15 protein-coding genes are annotated in these 15,226 nt (G+C 67.6%); 10 read left to right on the top strand and 5 right to left on the bottom strand.

The annotated features are described in order from the left end of the window. Positions 1–71 precede the first annotated feature (71 nt). Positions 72–698: a response regulator gene (locus ACO2SS_RS23890; protein WP_423280355.1), complete on the top strand. Its 627-nt coding sequence runs from the start codon at positions 72–74 to the stop codon at positions 696–698. 73 nt (positions 699–771) lie between these two features. Here ACO2SS_RS23890 and ACO2SS_RS23885 read toward each other — a convergent pair whose 3' ends face one another. After that, the gene (locus ACO2SS_RS23885; RefSeq protein WP_423280354.1) at positions 772–2,241 is read right to left on the bottom strand and encodes a basic amino acid/polyamine antiporter; all 1,470 of its coding nucleotides are present in this window, start codon (positions 2,239–2,241) and stop codon (positions 772–774) included. A gap of 511 nt (positions 2,242–2,752) precedes the next feature. Here ACO2SS_RS23885 and ACO2SS_RS23880 point away from each other — a divergent pair. From ACO2SS_RS23880 to ACO2SS_RS23840, 9 genes are all read left to right on the top strand, one after another. After that, the gene (locus ACO2SS_RS23880) at positions 2,753–3,811 is read left to right on the top strand and encodes an efflux RND transporter periplasmic adaptor subunit (RefSeq protein WP_423280353.1); all 1,059 of its coding nucleotides are present in this window, start codon (positions 2,753–2,755) and stop codon (positions 3,809–3,811) included. Then, positions 3,808–6,900: an efflux RND transporter permease subunit gene (locus ACO2SS_RS23875; RefSeq protein ID WP_423280352.1), complete on the top strand. Its 3,093-nt coding sequence runs from the start codon at positions 3,808–3,810 to the stop codon at positions 6,898–6,900. Before ACO2SS_RS23880 ends, ACO2SS_RS23875 begins: the two co-directional genes overlap by 4 nt. A 22-nt stretch (positions 6,901–6,922) precedes the next feature. Further along, positions 6,923–7,447, top strand: coding sequence for a Na+/H+ antiporter subunit E (locus ACO2SS_RS23870; protein ID WP_423280351.1), 525 nt, complete (start codon positions 6,923–6,925; stop codon positions 7,445–7,447). Beyond that, positions 7,432–7,701 (top strand): monovalent cation/H+ antiporter complex subunit F, encoded by a 270-nt coding sequence (locus tag ACO2SS_RS23865; protein ID WP_423280350.1) that lies wholly within the window; start codon positions 7,432–7,434, stop codon positions 7,699–7,701. Before ACO2SS_RS23870 ends, ACO2SS_RS23865 begins: the two co-directional genes overlap by 16 nt. Continuing rightward, positions 7,698–7,991, top strand: a complete 294-nt coding sequence (locus tag ACO2SS_RS23860) for a cation:proton antiporter (protein WP_423280349.1) — start codon at positions 7,698–7,700, stop codon at positions 7,989–7,991. Before ACO2SS_RS23865 ends, ACO2SS_RS23860 begins: the two co-directional genes overlap by 4 nt. Then, positions 7,988–8,932: a hydrogenase subunit MbhD domain-containing protein gene (locus tag ACO2SS_RS23855; RefSeq protein WP_423280348.1), complete on the top strand. Its 945-nt coding sequence runs from the start codon at positions 7,988–7,990 to the stop codon at positions 8,930–8,932. Before ACO2SS_RS23860 ends, ACO2SS_RS23855 begins: the two co-directional genes overlap by 4 nt. After that, positions 8,929–9,258: an NADH-quinone oxidoreductase subunit K gene (locus tag ACO2SS_RS23850; protein WP_423280347.1), complete on the top strand. Its 330-nt coding sequence runs from the start codon at positions 8,929–8,931 to the stop codon at positions 9,256–9,258. Before ACO2SS_RS23855 ends, ACO2SS_RS23850 begins: the two co-directional genes overlap by 4 nt. A 10-nt stretch (positions 9,259–9,268) precedes the next feature. Beyond that, a complete protein-coding gene (locus ACO2SS_RS23845; RefSeq protein WP_423280346.1) occupies positions 9,269–11,026 on the top strand; it encodes a complex I subunit 5 family protein in 1,758 nt (585 codons plus the stop codon). A 739-nt stretch (positions 11,027–11,765) separates the two neighbouring features. Next, on the top strand, positions 11,766–12,182 hold the full coding sequence (locus tag ACO2SS_RS23840; protein WP_423280345.1) for a cupin domain-containing protein: 417 nt from the start codon (positions 11,766–11,768) through the stop codon (positions 12,180–12,182). Positions 12,183–12,249: 67 nt separating this feature from the next. On the opposite strand, the gene ACO2SS_RS23835 is transcribed toward ACO2SS_RS23840, so the two are convergent. The 4 genes from ACO2SS_RS23835 to ACO2SS_RS23820 all read right to left on the bottom strand — a co-directional run. Beyond that, complete coding sequence (locus tag ACO2SS_RS23835; RefSeq protein WP_423280344.1) at positions 12,250–13,701, bottom strand: NAD-dependent succinate-semialdehyde dehydrogenase; 1,452 nt, start codon at positions 13,699–13,701, stop codon at positions 12,250–12,252. Further along, on the bottom strand, positions 13,698–14,555 hold the full coding sequence (locus ACO2SS_RS23830) for an alpha/beta fold hydrolase (protein WP_423280343.1): 858 nt from the start codon (positions 14,553–14,555) through the stop codon (positions 13,698–13,700). Before ACO2SS_RS23830 ends, ACO2SS_RS23835 begins: the two co-directional genes overlap by 4 nt. Then, a complete protein-coding gene (locus ACO2SS_RS23825) occupies positions 14,552–14,911 on the bottom strand; it encodes a hypothetical protein (RefSeq protein ID WP_423280342.1) in 360 nt (119 codons plus the stop codon). The genes ACO2SS_RS23830 and ACO2SS_RS23825 overlap by 4 nt, the downstream gene beginning before the upstream one ends. Continuing rightward, positions 14,908–15,226, bottom strand: a 319-nt coding sequence (locus ACO2SS_RS23820) for an acetate--CoA ligase family protein (RefSeq protein ID WP_423280341.1), incomplete at its 5' end; no start/stop codon positions are given. The genes ACO2SS_RS23820 and ACO2SS_RS23825, both read right to left, overlap by 4 nt.

Here is a 15,226-nt window from a genome sequence, read left to right as displayed (position 1 = left end):
TGTTTCCCCTAGGGTACAAATCGGGACGCGCCCGGAAGATAACGGGAGCGTCGCGTCCGGAGGAGCATGGCGTGCGAGTGCTCTTGATCGACGATCATGCCGTCGTACGGCGCGGCATCCGATCGTTACTCGAGGAATCCGGCTCGCATGAGGTATGCGGGGAGGCGGAGGACGGCTCCAGTGCGGCCGAGATCGCCCGGCGCGAGAAGCCGGATGCCGCGATCGTGGATTTCTCGATGCCGGGGCTCAATGGCGTGGAGACAGCCCGCCAGCTCAAGCTGGTCTGCCCCGACTGCCAGATCCTGATCTTCACGCAGTACGACGACCAGGCGCTGCTCTGCGGCGCGCTCCAGGCCGGAGCTCGCGGCTTTGTCCATAAGAGCGAAGCGGGCGAGCATCTGCTGCACGCCCTTGCGGCGCTCGCGATGAAGCAGCCGTATTTCAGCGGCGAGATTTCCGAGCTCCTGCTGGCAAGCTTCGTGGAGGTCTCCACCGGTGGATCCGCCCTCACGCGCCGCGAGGAAGAGATCGTCAAGCGCATCGCCGACGCCTACAGCAGCAAGGAGATCGCTCGGCAGCTGAACCTGAGCGTGAAGACCGTCGAGGCCCATCGGGCCTCCGTGATGCGCAAGCTCAATCTGAAGAACCTCGCCGAGCTCGTACGCTATGCCGTCCGGCAAGGGCTGGTACGGTCGTGAGGCGCCGGCCGGTCACGCCAATCACCTGAAGAAGCCGCACCTCCGCACGCTGCGGCCTGTGCAAGGCAGGATCTCAGATCGTGATGTACCCCGTCGCGAGCCCGTGGATGCCGATCGCGCACAGCACCATTGCGACCGCGAAGATCCCCCACTCGATCGGCGTGAACACCCGCGCTCCCTGCTCGCGCCGCGCCCAGAAGTACAGGACCGTTCCGGGGCCGTAGAGAATGGCCGACAATACCAGGAACTTGGTTCCGGCGGCAAAGATCAGGAACAACGTATAGGCCACCGCGATGCCGGCGAATATCAGGTCGCGTCGGCGCTCCTCGCCCCTGGTCTCGTAGGTTTCGCCGCGTCGAACCAGGAGAAACGCGTAGGCTGCCACGAGGAAGAACGGGATGAGGGACATCACGCTCGTCAGGTTCAGCATGAGCGTGAAGGCATCGGTGGACCAGTAGGTGCTGATGACGAAGAGCTGGACGACGATGTTCGTCAGCCACAGCGCGGCCGCGGGCACTCGGTTCTCGTTCTCCGTGGCGAAGATGCTTGGCATGTCCTTCGTCCGACCTGCCGCGGACAGCACCTCGGCGCAGATCAGCGACCAGGCGAGATAGGCGCCCAGGACCGAGACGAGCAGGCCGACACTGACGAACACGGCGCCCCAGTGCCCCACCACGGCCTCGAGAACCGTCGCCATCGATGGCTGCCGCATCCCGGCGATATCGGCGCGTTGGAGCACGGCATAGGGCAGGAGCGTGACGAGGACCATGAGGCACGTGACGCCCAGAAAGCCAATGATCGTGGCGAGGCCCACATGCGAGCGTTCCTTGGCATAGCGGGAATAGACGCTCGCCCCCTCGATGCCGAGGAACACGAAGACGGTGACGAGCATGGTTGCCCGAACCTGATCGAAAAGCGTCGTCTCCGGCATGCCTTGCCCACCCCAGAAATTCTCCTGGAACAGGCCTGCTTTGAAGGAGAAAAACAGGATCACGATGAACACCAGGATCGGAACGATCTTGGCGATCGTCACGACGGTGTTGATGAACGCGGCCTGCTGCACACCCCTCAAGATCATGAAGTGAAAGAGCCAGATCCCGACCGAGGCGACGAGGATGGCCACGATCGTGTTGCCATCGCCGAAAACCGGAAAGAACGCCCCGAGCGTGGACTTGATCAGCACCCAGTACGAAACGTTGCCGATGCAACTGCCGATCCAGTAGCCGAGAGCTGCCAGGAAGCCAGGGTAATTGCCGAAGCCCGCCTGGGCATACGCGTAGACGCCCGCATCTATCTCGGGCTTGCGTTCCGCAAGAAGCTGGAAGACGCGCGCGAGCGTGTACATCCCTCCCGCCGCGATGGTCCACGCGATGATGGCACCAAACGGGCCCGTGGCGATTGCGAAGGTGCGGGGCAGCGAGAATATGCCGGACCCGACCATCGAGCCCACGACCATGCCGGTCAGCGCGAAGAGCGGGAGCTTCTGCGTGGTTGACGCGGCTCGGGCGCTCTCTTGGGCTGGAGCGGATGCGAGTGAGGACATCTCTCTCTCCTGAATTGTGCTTGGCGTCGGCAACTAGTTGGCGCGTCGCCGATGTCTCACGAGCCTCCCCGAACAGGCACTTTCAGCGCTGAGACCAGACTGCGTCCGAGCAGATCGACGTGTGTCGTCGTGCGACGATGCGAAGATCGGCCAGCAATCCTAGCCCGTGCCCGAATGTGCACATCTCCAGGCCAGAGGCCACCTTGGGGAAATGCTCTAAGTACCCCCAGTGAAAACCCCGATTGACTACTGCTCCGGACAGCCGGAGGCTGCCTTGAATTTTCGATCGATCTTCTTGGATCGATCAGAAAACTAAATGGCGGCGGGGAGGATCGTCTCCCCGTTCCGAGCCCGGGCCGGAAGAGAGGATTGGGCGCGCAGTCTCCGCAGCATTGCGATCCAGCGCAGACGACTGGAGTAATCGATGCGTTTGGACTCAGGGAGGCGCCGAGCCGGCTCGGCAAGGTCGAAGCTCCCCGGGGAGGGAATAGCCGCCCCGGGGGCGACGACCTTGGTCGCTAGCATCGCGCTCGCGCTGCTCAGCGGCTGCAACCGCGCCGAGGCCCCTCCGGCGCCGGAGCCTCGGCCGGTCAGGGTGATCACGATCGCCAAGGAACAAGGCGGCGAGACCGTCACGTTGACCGGGACGGTCCAGGCGCAAACCGAGGTCAATCTCGGGTTCCGGATCGACGGCCGCATGATCGAGCGGCCGGTCAATGTCGGGGATACGGTCAAGCCGGGCCAGGTCCTTGCCCGCCTCGATCCGGAGAACGAAAGGAATGCCCTGAGGGCCGCCCAGGCTGCGGTCCTGGCCGCGAGCGGTCAGTTCGACGAGGCGAGCAACAACTACGATCGCCAGCGCCAGCTGCTCGCAGGGGGGTGGACGACCCGAGTGCGCTACGATCAGGCCCTCCAGGCACGCAACACCACCCAGGCACAGCTCGACAGCGCTCAGGCGCAGCTCAGCATCGCGCAAGACCGGCTGAGCTACACGGATCTCGCGGCCGATGCTCCCGGCACGGTCACGGCCCGCGGCGCGGAGCCCGGCGAAGTCGTGCGGGCCGGTCAGATGATCGTCCAGATCGCCCGGAAGGAAGGGCGTGACGCGGTGTTCGACGTTCCGCCGCAGGTGAAGGATCAGGCGCCTGCCGACCCGGTCGTCGAGGTTGCCCTGACGATGGATCCCGAGGCGACTGCGACGGGGCGAGTCCGCGAGCTGTCTCCACGCGCCGACCCGGCCACCGGGACGTTCCAGGTCCGAGTTGGCCTTACCGACCCGCCACCGCAGATGCGGCTCGGAGCCACGGTCACGGGCCGCATGCGGCTCGACCGCGGCAGCGAGGTTGCGGTTCCGGCAAGCGCGCTGACGGGCAGCGAGGGGCAGCCGGCGGTCTGGGTTGTGGACGCGTCGAACATGACGGTCGCGCTCCGGCCCATCGAGATCGCGCGCTTCGACCAGGCCCGCGTTCTCGTCTCTCGCGGTATCGAGCCCGGCGATGTCGTGATCACGGCCGGCGTGCAGGCGCTGCGGCCAGGCCAGAAGGTGCGCCTGCTCGGGGCCCCGTCGTGATCGGCCCCAACCTGTCCGAATGGTCGATCCGGCGCCCCTCGCTCGTGATCTTTCTGATGGCTGCCGCCATTCTGGCGGGAGTGCTGGCATTCCTGCGCCTCGGGCGAGCCGAGGATCCCGCCTTCACGTTCCGCACCATGATCGTACAGGCGGCCTGGCCAGGCGCCACGATGGACGACACGCTGCAGCAGGTGACGGAGAGGATCGAACGCGCCGTCCAGGAGACACCCCATCTCGACACGGTCCGCAGCTTCACGCGTCCCGGCGTCACGACCATCTCCGTCGACCTCAAGGGCTCCACTCCCCCACGGGAGGTGCCCGACCTCTGGTACCAGGTTCGCAAGCGGGTCGGCGATATCCGCCATACGCTCCCGGCGGGAGTCGTGGGGCCCGGCTTCAACGACGATTTCGGGGATACCTACGGCATCATCTACGGCCTCAGGGCGGACGGCTTCACGCATCGCGAGTTGCGGGACCACGCCGAGGACATCCGCTCGCGCCTGCTGGACGTGCCCGACGTCTCGAAGATCGAGATCCTGGGCGCGCAGGACGAGCAGATTTTCCTTGAGTTCTCGACGCAGCGCCTCGCAGGGCTGGGGCTGGACTACTCGTCGCTGATCGCGACGCTCAGGGCGCAGAACGTGGTCCGTCCCGCCGGCGTCATCGAGACCGGGCGGGAGCGGCTGCTGCTACGGGTCTCCGGTGCCTTCGAGACCGTGCAGGACGTCGCTGCCGTAAACTTCGCTGTCGGCGGGCGGATGGTCCGGCTGAGCGACATCGCCGAAGTGCGGCGCGGCTACGCGGATCCGCCGCAGCCACTGTTCCGCGTCGATGGCCAGCCCGCGATCGGCATCGCAATCGCCATGCGCGAGGCCGGCGATATCCTGGCGCTGGGTCGCAACATCAAGACGACCATGGCCGAGATCGTCGCGGAACTTCCGGTCGGTATCGAGCCGACCCTGGTGGCAGACCAGGCCGTCACCGTGGACACCGCCATCAACGAATTCACGACCTCTCTGTGGCAGGCAATCGCCATCATCATCGTCGTGAGTTTCGTGAGCCTTGGGGTCCGGCCGGGCGCCGTCGTGGCGCTCGCGATCCCCCTGACGCTCGCGGTGGTCTTCCTGGTGATGTCGCTGTTCGGCATCGACCTCCATCGCGTGTCGCTCGGGGCCCTCATCATAGCCCTCACGCTCCTCGTCGACGACGCGATGACGACGGTCGACGCGATGATCCGCCGGCTCGCGGCGGGAGACACCAAGGACGAGGCCGCGACCTACGCCTATCGGACACTCGCCACGCCCATGCTGGCCGGCACGCTCATCACCATCGCGGGATTCGTGCCGATCGGCTTCGCGAAGAGCACCGCGGGTGAATACACCTTCTCCATCTTCGCCGTCGTCGCGATCGCGCTTGTCGTCTCCTGGTTCGTTGCCGTGATCTTCGCGCCCCTGATCGGAAAGGCGATCGTGCGCGCGCCGAAAGAAGGATCAGCGGGCAAGCCCGGGCTTCTCGAGCGGCTCTACGTGCCGTTCCTGCAGGCCGCCATGCGGAGGCGCTGGCTGACCATCGGGCTGACGGTCGGGGCGTTCGGCCTCGCTCTCTTCGCGATCCGGTTCGTCCCGCAGCAATTCTTCCCGGCCTCCGACAGGCCGGAGCTGATCGTCGATCTCACGCTTCCCCAGAACGCATCGATCTATGCGAGCGACGACACGGCGAAGCGCCTCGATGAGGTGCTCAAGGGCGACACCGATGTGGATCGTTGGAGCACCTATGTCGGCCGCGGGGCGATCCGCTTCTACCTGCCGCTCAACGTCCAGCTTCCCAACGACTTCTTCTCGCAGACCGTGATCGTCGCCAAGGACGTCGCGGGACGGGATCGCTTGCAGGCCAAGCTGGCCAAGGTCCTTGCCGAGAACTTCCCGGATGCCGTGAGCAGGGTCTACCCGCTCGAACTCGGCCCACCTGTCGGCTGGCCGATCCAGTACCGGGTGAGCGGGCCTGACCCGGAACAGGTGCGAGCGTTAGCGCTCCGGGTGGCGCAGGCGGTCGCTGCGGACGGCCGGCCGAGGAACATCAACTACGACTGGATGGAGCCGACGCGGCAGCTTCGCGTCCGGATCGATCAGGACCAGGCGCGGATGCTCGGGCTCAGCTCCCAGAGCCTCGCGGCCACCCTGAACGCCACCGTCGCCGGGGCGCCGGTCACGCAGGTGCGGGACGACATCTATCTCGTCGACGTCATCGCGCGGGCAACCGCCGATCAGCGGGTCTCGGTCGAGACCCTGCGGAACCTGCAGGTCCCGCTGCCCAGCGGCCGCACGGTGGCGCTCAGCCAGTTCGCCACTTTCAGCTACGAGCAGGAATTGCCGCTCGTCTGGCGGCGCGACCGCATGCCGACCCTTACCGTGCGGGCTGATGTGAGCGATGGCGTGCTGCCGGAGGCCGTGGTGTCCGAGCTTGCGCCTGCAATCGCCGAGCTGAACGGCGGGCTCCGCCGGCCCTACCGCATCGCCACCGGCGGGATCGCCGAGGAGAGCGCGCAATCCCGCGCTTCCGTGTTGGCGGTCGTTCCCGTCATGCTCCTGATCACGCTGACTGTCCTGATGTTCCATCTGCAGAGCTTCCAGCGCGTGGCGCTCGTCCTCGCCGTCGTGCCGCTCAGCATCATCGGGGTCGTCCTAGCTCTGCTGCTGTTCAATCGGCCCCTCGGCTTCGTCGCCATCCTCGGGATCCTGTCGCTGCTCGGCATGGTGGCGAAAAACGCCGTGATCCTGCTCACGCAGATCGAGGCGGATCGCGACGAGGGACGCTCCGTCTGGGACGCCGTGGTCAGCGCGAGCAACTCGCGCGTGCGCCCCATCCTGCTGACGGCGGGCTCCACCGTGCTCGGCATGATGCCGATCGCGCCGACCGTTTTCTGGGGCCCCATGGCCTTCGCGATCATGGGGGGGCTGCTCGTGGCGTCCCTTCTGACGCTCGTCTTCCTGCCGACGCTCTACGTCACCTGGTTCCGCGGCGAAGAAGCCGCCGCTTCACCGGCGCTCGAACGGGCGGATGGACGCGTCATGGCGAAGGCGGCGGGGTGAGGCGGGCGAGGTAGGGACGATAATGGCGTTCACCCCGCACTTATGGCAGGGCGCCGGCACATCACAGATCGCGGCGAGGCTGTTCGCGTTCATGTGTCTCTGGCTTTCCGTAGCGGGCGTCGGGCTTGCCGATACGGTCATCGGCTTCTGCACGGCAGCCGCCGCCACCTGGGCGAGCCTGCATCTCGCGCCCCCGGCCGCGGGACGATTGCGGCTCCGCCCACTGCTGCGGCTCGCCCTCCGCTTCCTGCCGCAATCCCTCCGGGCGGGGATCGATGTCGCGCGACGGGCCTTCGCTCCGAGCCTGCCGCTCCGGCCAGGCTTCGTGCAATACCCCACTTCCCTCACCACGGCGTCCTCGCGAACCGCCTTCTGCGCGTTCGAAAGTCTTCTGCCCGGCACATTGCCGGCCGGCACGGATGCGTCCGGTGCGATCCTGGTTCACTGCCTCGATGTCGGGCAGCCGATCCAGGCTCAGTTGGCGGCAGACGAGGCGCTGTTTGCGGGCGCGATCCGGCAGGATCGTCATCCATGGCCGAGTTCCTGAACGCGGCTGCGGTTGTCGCCCTTCTGGCGGTCGGGATCGGTCTCCTCCGGATCCTGAGAGGACCGAGCGATGTCGATCGCATCATGTCGGCGCAGCTCCTCGGCACCGGCGGCATCGCCGCCGTGCTGCTGGCCGGAGCGGCGACCGGGGAGGCCGGCGCGGACGACCTCGCCTTGTTGATCGCGCTGCTCGCCCCGTTCGCCGCGGCCGCATTCGCCAGGGAGGCCGATGCTTCGAGGAGGGACGACCGGTGACACTCCTGACCCAAGGCTTCAGCGTCGTCGCAATTTCGGCCGGCCTGTTCTTCCTTCTGGCCGGAACGGTCGGCCTGCTGCGTTTCCCCGACGCGCTTACGCGGCTGCATGCCCTCACGAAGGCCGACAACATGGGCGTCGGCCTTGTCGTGATCGGGCTTCTGCCGCAGGCGGCCGGCGTGCTCGGCGGACTGAAGCTGATCGCGATCTGGCTGCTCGTCCTGCTCTCCAGCGCTGCCGTGACGCAGCTCATCGCCGCCCAGGTCATGCGGGCGAGGATCCCACCATGACGCTCGGGCTCGTCTTCGACGCCGCACTCGCCCTGACGGTCGTGGCGATCGCGCTCTGGATGATCCTCGTTCGCGCGACGTTCTCGGCGACGGTCGGGTTCGTCGCCTACGGCATGCTGGTGGCGCTCGTCTGGGTCCGCCTCGGCGCCGTCGACGTCGCACTCACGGAAGCGGCCATCGGCGGAGGCATGATGGGCGTGATGATGCTGGTCGCAGCCAAGCGCATGCGGGGGCTCGGAAGCACGCTCGCGGAAGCCTCCGGCAAGATCGAGCGTGCCCTTGCGGCTGCCCTCTGCGCGGCGGTGTCGATCATCCTCGGAGCCGTCGTGCTCAGCCTTCCCGATCCGCCCCCGACCCTCGCGCCTGCCGCCGCCGAGAACCTGTCGGCCTTCGGCCTTGGCAACCCCGTCACGGCCGTCCTCCTCGGCTATCGAGCGCTAGACACCCTGCTCGAAACGATCGTGATGCTCCTCGCCCTTGTCGGCGTGTGGTCGTTGACCCCCGACCCGTGGTGGGGCGGCCTCCCCGGGCGGGGATCCGGCTCCGCCCGGGACGAGGCGCTAGTTCTCCTTGGCCGCATGTTGCCGCCGCTCGGGATCGTGGTCGGCGTTCATATCGTCTGGGCCGGCGCCGATGCGCCCGGGGGCAAGTTCCAGGGAGCCACGATCCTGGCCGCCATGTGGATCCTGGTGATGGCGGCGGGGCTCGCCCGGCCACCTCCCGTGGGCCGGCCGGGGCTGCGCATCCTCCTGGCGGCAGGCCCTGCCCTGTTCATCGCCGTGGGGCTTGCGGGCGTCCCGCTCGCAGGAAGCTTCCTCGCCTTTCCTGAGCCCTACGCGAAGCTGCTGATCGTCGGCCTGGAGATGGTTCTCATGCTCTCGCTTGCGGCAACCCTCGCCCTGCTGGTCGTGGGCCCGCCAGCGCGGAGAATGCCCTCGTGAGCGCCGCGCTCTACGGTGTCGCGGCCGCAGCCCTTGTCGGAATCGGCCTCTTCAGCCTCATCGCTCATGCCGATCCGCTTCGAAGGATCCTCGCCTTCAATCTGTTCGGCAGCGGGGTTTTTCTGCTGCTCGGCGTCATCGCCCGACGCGGCGCCGCGGCAGGATTCAGCGGAGATCCCGTCCCGCACGCGCTCATCATCACGGGGCTCGTCGTCGGCTTTTCCGCTAGCGCCATGGCGGTCGCGCTGCTGCTCCGGCTCGCCCCGGACAGCAGCGGATCAGCGGACGGTGCCAGTTCGTCCGCCGCTTCCGACGCGGCCCCGTAGGGAGGCCGCGTTGCCCGCCACCCACGGGACAAGTGCTGGCGGCTATCTCCTCGTCCTGGGATTGATCGTTCCGTATGCCGGTGCGCTGCTCGGGCTCGCTCTCGGGGGGCGGTATGTAGGGCGCGTCGCGTCGGTCGCGATTGCGATCTCGTGTGTCATCGCCGCGGCCGTGGTCGTCGCCGTGGTCCGGAATGGCGGCGCCATCGTCTATGACGTGGGGGGCTGGTCGCCCCCGCTCGGGCTGTCGCTGCGTGCCGATGGGCTCTCGGCCGCCATGATGGCGACCGTGGCGGTCGTGATGGGCGGAATCGCGCTCTACGCGATCACGGATTTCCGCCAGCCGCCGGACCGGCCCGAGGAGCGCCGGCCTCTCATGTTCTGGACGCTCTTCCTCGCCGTCTGGGGTGCGCTGAACGCCATCTTCGTTGGGCGCGATCTGTTCAATCTCTATGTCGCCCTGGAGCTCCTGACCTTCGCGGCCGTGCCGATGGTCTGCCTGGACGGCCGGAAAGAGACGCTGGAGGCGGCCTTCCGCTACCTCCTGTTCGCCCTTCTCGGCTCGATGCTCTATCTGCTCGGCGCGGTCCTCATCTATGGCGGCTACGGCACGCTCGACATCGGACAGCTCGCCGCCCGGGTCGACGGCGAGCCGATCGCGGTGATCGCGGCGGCCTTGATGACCTTCGGCCTCCTGGCGAAGACGGCGCTGTTTCCCTTCTATCTCTGGCTACCGCCGGCCCATGCCGGTGCGCCCGCTGCCGCAAGTGCGCTGCTCTCGGCCCTCGTCGTCAAAGGGTCGTTCTTCCTCACGGTCCGGCTCTGGTTCGACGCGATGCCTGGGGTGACCGCTCGGGGAGGAGCCGAGTTCCTCGGCGTGCTGGGTGCGGGAGCGCTTGTCTTCGGCAACGTCCTCGCGCTGCGCCAGGAGAGGCTCAAGCTGATGGTGGCCTATTCGACGGTCGCTCAGATCGGTTTTCTGTTCCTGATGTATCCAGTGGCTTTCGGCTCGAGCGGCGCGCAGCCGCCGAGCGACGTCGCCCTCGCGGGCGGCATGATCCAGGTGATCTCCCACGGCACCGCGAAGGCCGCCATGTTCCTCGCCGCCGGCTCCATCTATGCGGCTCTCGGCCATGATCGGACGGCAGGGCTCGCCGGCGCGGCGGGCGTCGCGCCCGTCAGCCTCGCGGCCTTCGCGCTCGGAGGCCTCGCCCTGGTCGGGATGCCGGCGAGCGGGGCATACTTGGCCAAGGGCCTGCTGCTTGAGGCCTCCGAAGGGCAGTGGTGGTGGGCCGCTTTGATCCAGGCGAGCGCCGTCCTGACCAGCAGCTACGTCGTGCTGGTCATCCTCCACGGGTTCATGCCGGCAGATGAGCCGATCGCCCTGCGGGCTCCACCCCAAAAGCTCGCCGAAGGCGCAGCACTCGCGCTCGCCCTATGCTCGCTCCTGCTCGGCCTTCTGCCCTGGCAGGCGCTCCTCGCCGTTCCCGCCGGCACGCCCACCGGCTCGGACGTTCTTGGCGCGCTTCTCAAGGCTCTATGGCCGATCCCGGCCGGCCTCCTCGTCGCGATGCTCATGGGACGCTGGGCTCCCCCGCTCGCAACCATGATTCACTGGAAGCCGATCCTCCCGATCGTCAAACCGCTGCGATCGGCGGCTGCGGTCCCGGCGAGAATCGTGGAGGCTACCGACGAGAGGCTTCGGCTCTGGGCGGTGGCGAGCCTCTGCCTGATGGCGCTTACGCTGATGTGGATCGCCCTGACGCTGTGAGCGCAATCGGGCGGCGGGAACTGCGACCGGCTCCATCACACGACGGTGCCGCGCAGTCACGCAGACATGGCGCATCGAAGCAATGGCTTCGATGCGCCGCCGAACTCGAATGATGTCAGGGTCGGTGGCCCGCTCTGGTCATGCATGACTTGTAGATGGCAGTCCGATTGCGATCAGCGTTCCTCTCGCTGCTGCGGACCTTCGACTGAGCCAGGTTGTTGCACTTCTGCATCGTAGCCGCCCTCGAGGCCGCAAACGCTGCCTCGCTGTACAGCGTCAACCCGAAGGCAAGCATTCCCGTCACAGCCAAAGCACTGCTACATTTGCCGAGCATCACACCCTCCCTGAGGTGGCAAGCCGAAGCTCACGCCCTGCCAATCATTTACTTAATGTGGCAAAATCATTGTACATACGGCGCCCAGAAACAAAATGCGGGAAAGCACTACGCATGATCAGCGAATCCTGACCCAGACATAGAGGCAATTACCTACGGATTTGCTTTGCCGCACCTTCCTTGCTCAGGCGGCCGCCGAGGCGAAAGCCGCTCCGACGCAGGCACGCTTCCCTCGGGCCGACGAGGTCCGCTGCGCTGCTGGGCGAAGCCGGCCGGCTCTTGATGAGCATGGGACGAGATGCTTAGATCGGGCCTCGACCCACGCTCGCCCGCCCCTGCGCGGCTTAGCGTCCGCTGGCGAAGCCCGCCTCGGTCGCATCTGCCTCCCAATCAAAGGAGGGCTTCATGAAGCGCAGCCTTTGCTCCCTTTTTGCGGTCATCCTCGCGGTCGGCGGCGCTGGCGCGGAGGCGCCCGGGGACAAGAACGCCAAGGTCACTCTCGTCTATCAGCACGAACTGCCCAACGTCCCCGGCAAGAGCATCAAGGGGGTGCTCGTCGAATATGGTCCCGGCGGCCATTCCGCCGGCCATACGCATGCGAAATCCGCCTTCATCTACGCGACCGTGCTCGAGGGGGCGATCCGCAGCCAGGTCAATGACGGACCAGTCGCGACCTACACGGCCGGACAGAGCTTCTCCGAGTTGCCCGGGGACCGGCACCGCGTCAGCGCAAATGCAAGCGAGACGCAGCCCGCAAAGCTCCTCGCCGTGTTCGTGGTGGACAGCAGCGAGACGGAGCTGACGACTCCCTTCGGGAACTGAGGCGGCCGCGGGTGTCGGCCGCCAGCGCGATCCCGGCAGGGACGGGCCTGGCCTATGCGGGCGTCCCTCAGGACTGGACCGAGACGAAGCGCTGCTGGCGGAAGGCCTGCAGCCCCTCCTGGCCGCCTTCCAGCCCGAAGCCGCTCTCCTTGATGCCGCCGAAGGGCGTCTCGGGGAACGAGGCGGCCCAGTGGTTGACCGCCAGGCTGCCGGCCTGGATCTCGCGCGCCAGCCGCTCGGCCGTCCTGAGCGAACCCGTCCAGGCATAGGCGGCGAGGCCGACGCTCAGCCGGTTCGCCTCGGCGATCGCCGCGTCCGCGCTGTCGAAAGGCTGCAGGATCGCGAGCGGCCCGAACGGCTCTTCGTGCCAGGCCCGCGCCTGCGGCGGCAGATCGGACAGGACGATCGGTGCCTGCCAGAAGCCCGGGCCGGCCGGAGCGTCGCCTTCGGTGACCGTCGCGAGGGCGCGCGCGTCATCCGCCAGGGCCCGGATCGCCGCGACGCGACGGGCGTTCTGCAACGGGCCCATCTGGGCGTCCGGCGCGAAGGGATCGCCGACCTTTACGGTCCGCGCGGCCGACCTGAATGCCTCGACGAACCGCTCGTATGCGGATGCCTCGATCAGGAACCGCGTCGGCGAGGTGCAGACCTGGCCGGCATTGCGGTACTTCGCCGTCACGCCGGAGCGCGCCACCGCCTCGATGTCGGCATCGGCGAAGACTAGCACGGGCGCGTGGCCGCCGAGCTCCATCACCATGCGCTTCATCGTGCCGGCGCAGAGCGCCGAGAGTTCCTTGCCGACCTGCGTGCCGCCCGTGAAGGTCAGGAGCCGAAGCCGCGGATCGGTCGCGAAGCGACGGCCGATGGACGGCGGGTCCCCGAACACGATGTTCAGCACGCCGGCCGGAAGCCCGGCCGCCTCGAAGGCGCGTGCGATCATGAGAGCGGAGGCAGGCGTCGCCTCCGAGGGCTTGAGCACGATCGTGCAGCCGGCCGCGAGCGCGCCGGAGATCTTGCGGGCGGGCGTGATGGCGGGCGCGTTCCAGCCGCCGATCGCACCCACGGGCCCGACCGGGTCGGAGATCGCCGTCATGCGCATCCCGGCGCTGCGGGCCGGGATGTCGCGGCCATAGAGGCGACGGCCTTCTTCAGCCGCCCACTCGAACATCTCGCAGGCCGTCTCGACCTCCGCCTCAGCCTGGGCGAAAGGCTTGCCGAGTTCCAGGGCGATCAGGGCCGCCCACTCGCTCTTCGCAGTCCGAAGCCGGGCGGCCGCATCGCGCAGGATCCGCCCGCGGGCGAGCGGAGACATGTCGCGCCAGCCGGGAAAGGCATCCGCGGCGGCCTGGATGACGGCGTCGAGGTCGGCCTCGCTCGCCTGCGGCAGCGCGCCCAGCACCGCCTCGGTGCTCGGATCGAGGACGGGGATCGTCTGACGCCCCTCCCCCCCGACCCAGCGGCCCGCGATGAAGAGCTGCAGGGTGGGATAGGCCGCCCGCGCGGCGTTCCGGTCGCTCACGAGCGGCGATCCTGGAGGATGCGGGCGAGGACGGGGCGCAGATGGCCGAGGAAGCCCTCCGGATCCTCGCTCATCGGGAAATGGCCGATCCCCTTCATGATAACCGCACTCGCGCCCTCGATGCTGGCTGCGGCGGCGAGCGTGTCCTCCGGCGTGCAGCTGTAATCGTATTCGCCGGTCAGGAGATGGACGGGGCAGCGGCTGGTGTCGATCTGCGGCAGCCGAGCCCTGATGTCGCCGTCGACCTTGTAGAAATAGAGGTCGCCTTTGAAGATGCCCGGGCCGCCCTGCATGTAGTGCCAGAGCGTCTCCCAGCGATGCTCGTCGGTGGCGTTCGGCCCGATGAGGCCCGACACGACGGCCGCCGAGACCTCCCCGTGCACGTCCGGCCGGTAGAGCCATTGCGTGTCGTAATACGGGTCGACATGGCCGCCCGATTGCAGGCCGATCACAGCGCCGAAACGGTCCGGGTGATCGAGCGCCAGTTGGAGCACGATGCGGCCGCCGATCGAGCAGCCCATCGCGACCGGCTGGTCGAGGCCGAGCGCATCCGCGACTCCGATGACGATCTCGGCATAATCCTTCGAGGTGAGCCGGTATTCGAGCTGCTCATGCCAGCCGGCGGGCGGCGAGGACTTGCCGTGCCAGGGCAGGTCGAAGGCGATGACGCGGAAGTTGCGCAGGATCTCCGGATCGTTGAGCACCGCGCGGTATTGCCGGCTGTCGCTGCCGGCCGTGTGCAGGCAGAGCAGCGGCACGCCCTCCCCGGCCTCCTCGACATAGAGCCGGTGGGGCTTGCCGAGCAGGTCGAGGCGCAGGTAGCGGCCGGTGACGGGTTCGAACACGGCGCTCATGCGGCGCTCCTCAGCGCGCCGAGCACGCCCTTGAAGTAGAAGAGATTGGCCATGAAGGGGTGCATGTCTCCCTCCACGGCGAGGCGCTTGAACCGGATCAGCGCGAACAGGTCGTGATACCCGGGCGGCGGCGTCGGGGACCAGAAGCTCTGCCAGGCCTCTTCCGAGGCACGGAGTGCGAAGGTCCAGCGCGGCATCACGAACGGACCCTTCCTGACCTCGGCGATACGCCCCGAATCGATGCGGACGAGCCAGGATTCGTCCCCGATTCCGAGCAGGAAGGTCGTGTCGACGAAGCGCCCTCGATGGACGAGGTGCTCGTTCCCGTTCACGCGCTCGGCGAGCGTCTCGATCATCGTTCCTCCTCCGCGACGCGCAGCACCGCATCCACCGCGACTACGCCCTGGCCCTCGGCCAGGACAATGAGCGGATTGATCTCCGCCTCGATGATCTCCGGGCCGGCCTGCGAGATCGCCACGATGGCGTCGGCCAGGGCCGCGAGATCTCCCCTAGGCCGTCCGCGATAGCCGGCGAGCGCCTGCAGCGCCTTCACCTCGCCGATCATGGCCTCGGCCTCGGTCCGGTCGACCGGCGCAAGACGGAGGCTGCGATCCTCGTGGATCTCGGCCAGGATGCCGCCGGCCGCCAGCATCACGACCAGCCCCGCATCC

It is taken from the genome of Enterovirga sp. CN4-39 (genome assembly GCF_049446235.1).
Taxonomy (GTDB): Bacteria; Pseudomonadota; Alphaproteobacteria; order Rhizobiales; family Beijerinckiaceae; genus Enterovirga.
This window is presented reverse-complemented; position numbering and strand designations above follow the sequence as displayed.

Bases quoted from the DNA above. Each gene is read 5' to 3' on its own strand.
- ACO2SS_RS23865 (WP_423280350.1), top strand. From the start codon at position 7,432: ATGGCCGAGTTCCTGAACGCGGCTGCGGTTGTCGCCCTTCTGGCGGTC.
- ACO2SS_RS23870 (WP_423280351.1), top strand. From the start codon at position 6,923: ATGGCGTTCACCCCGCACTTATGGCAGGGCGCCGGCACATCACAGATC.
- ACO2SS_RS23830 (WP_423280343.1), bottom strand. From the start codon at position 14,555: ATGAGCGCCGTGTTCGAACCCGTCACCGGCCGCTACCTGCGCCTCGAC.
- ACO2SS_RS23840 (WP_423280345.1), top strand. From the start codon at position 11,766: ATGAAGCGCAGCCTTTGCTCCCTTTTTGCGGTCATCCTCGCGGTCGGC.
- ACO2SS_RS23825 (WP_423280342.1), bottom strand. From the start codon at position 14,911: ATGATCGAGACGCTCGCCGAGCGCGTGAACGGGAACGAGCACCTCGTC.
- ACO2SS_RS23885 (WP_423280354.1), bottom strand. From the start codon at position 2,241: ATGTCCTCACTCGCATCCGCTCCAGCCCAAGAGAGCGCCCGAGCCGCG.
- ACO2SS_RS23855 (WP_423280348.1), top strand. From the start codon at position 7,988: ATGACGCTCGGGCTCGTCTTCGACGCCGCACTCGCCCTGACGGTCGTG.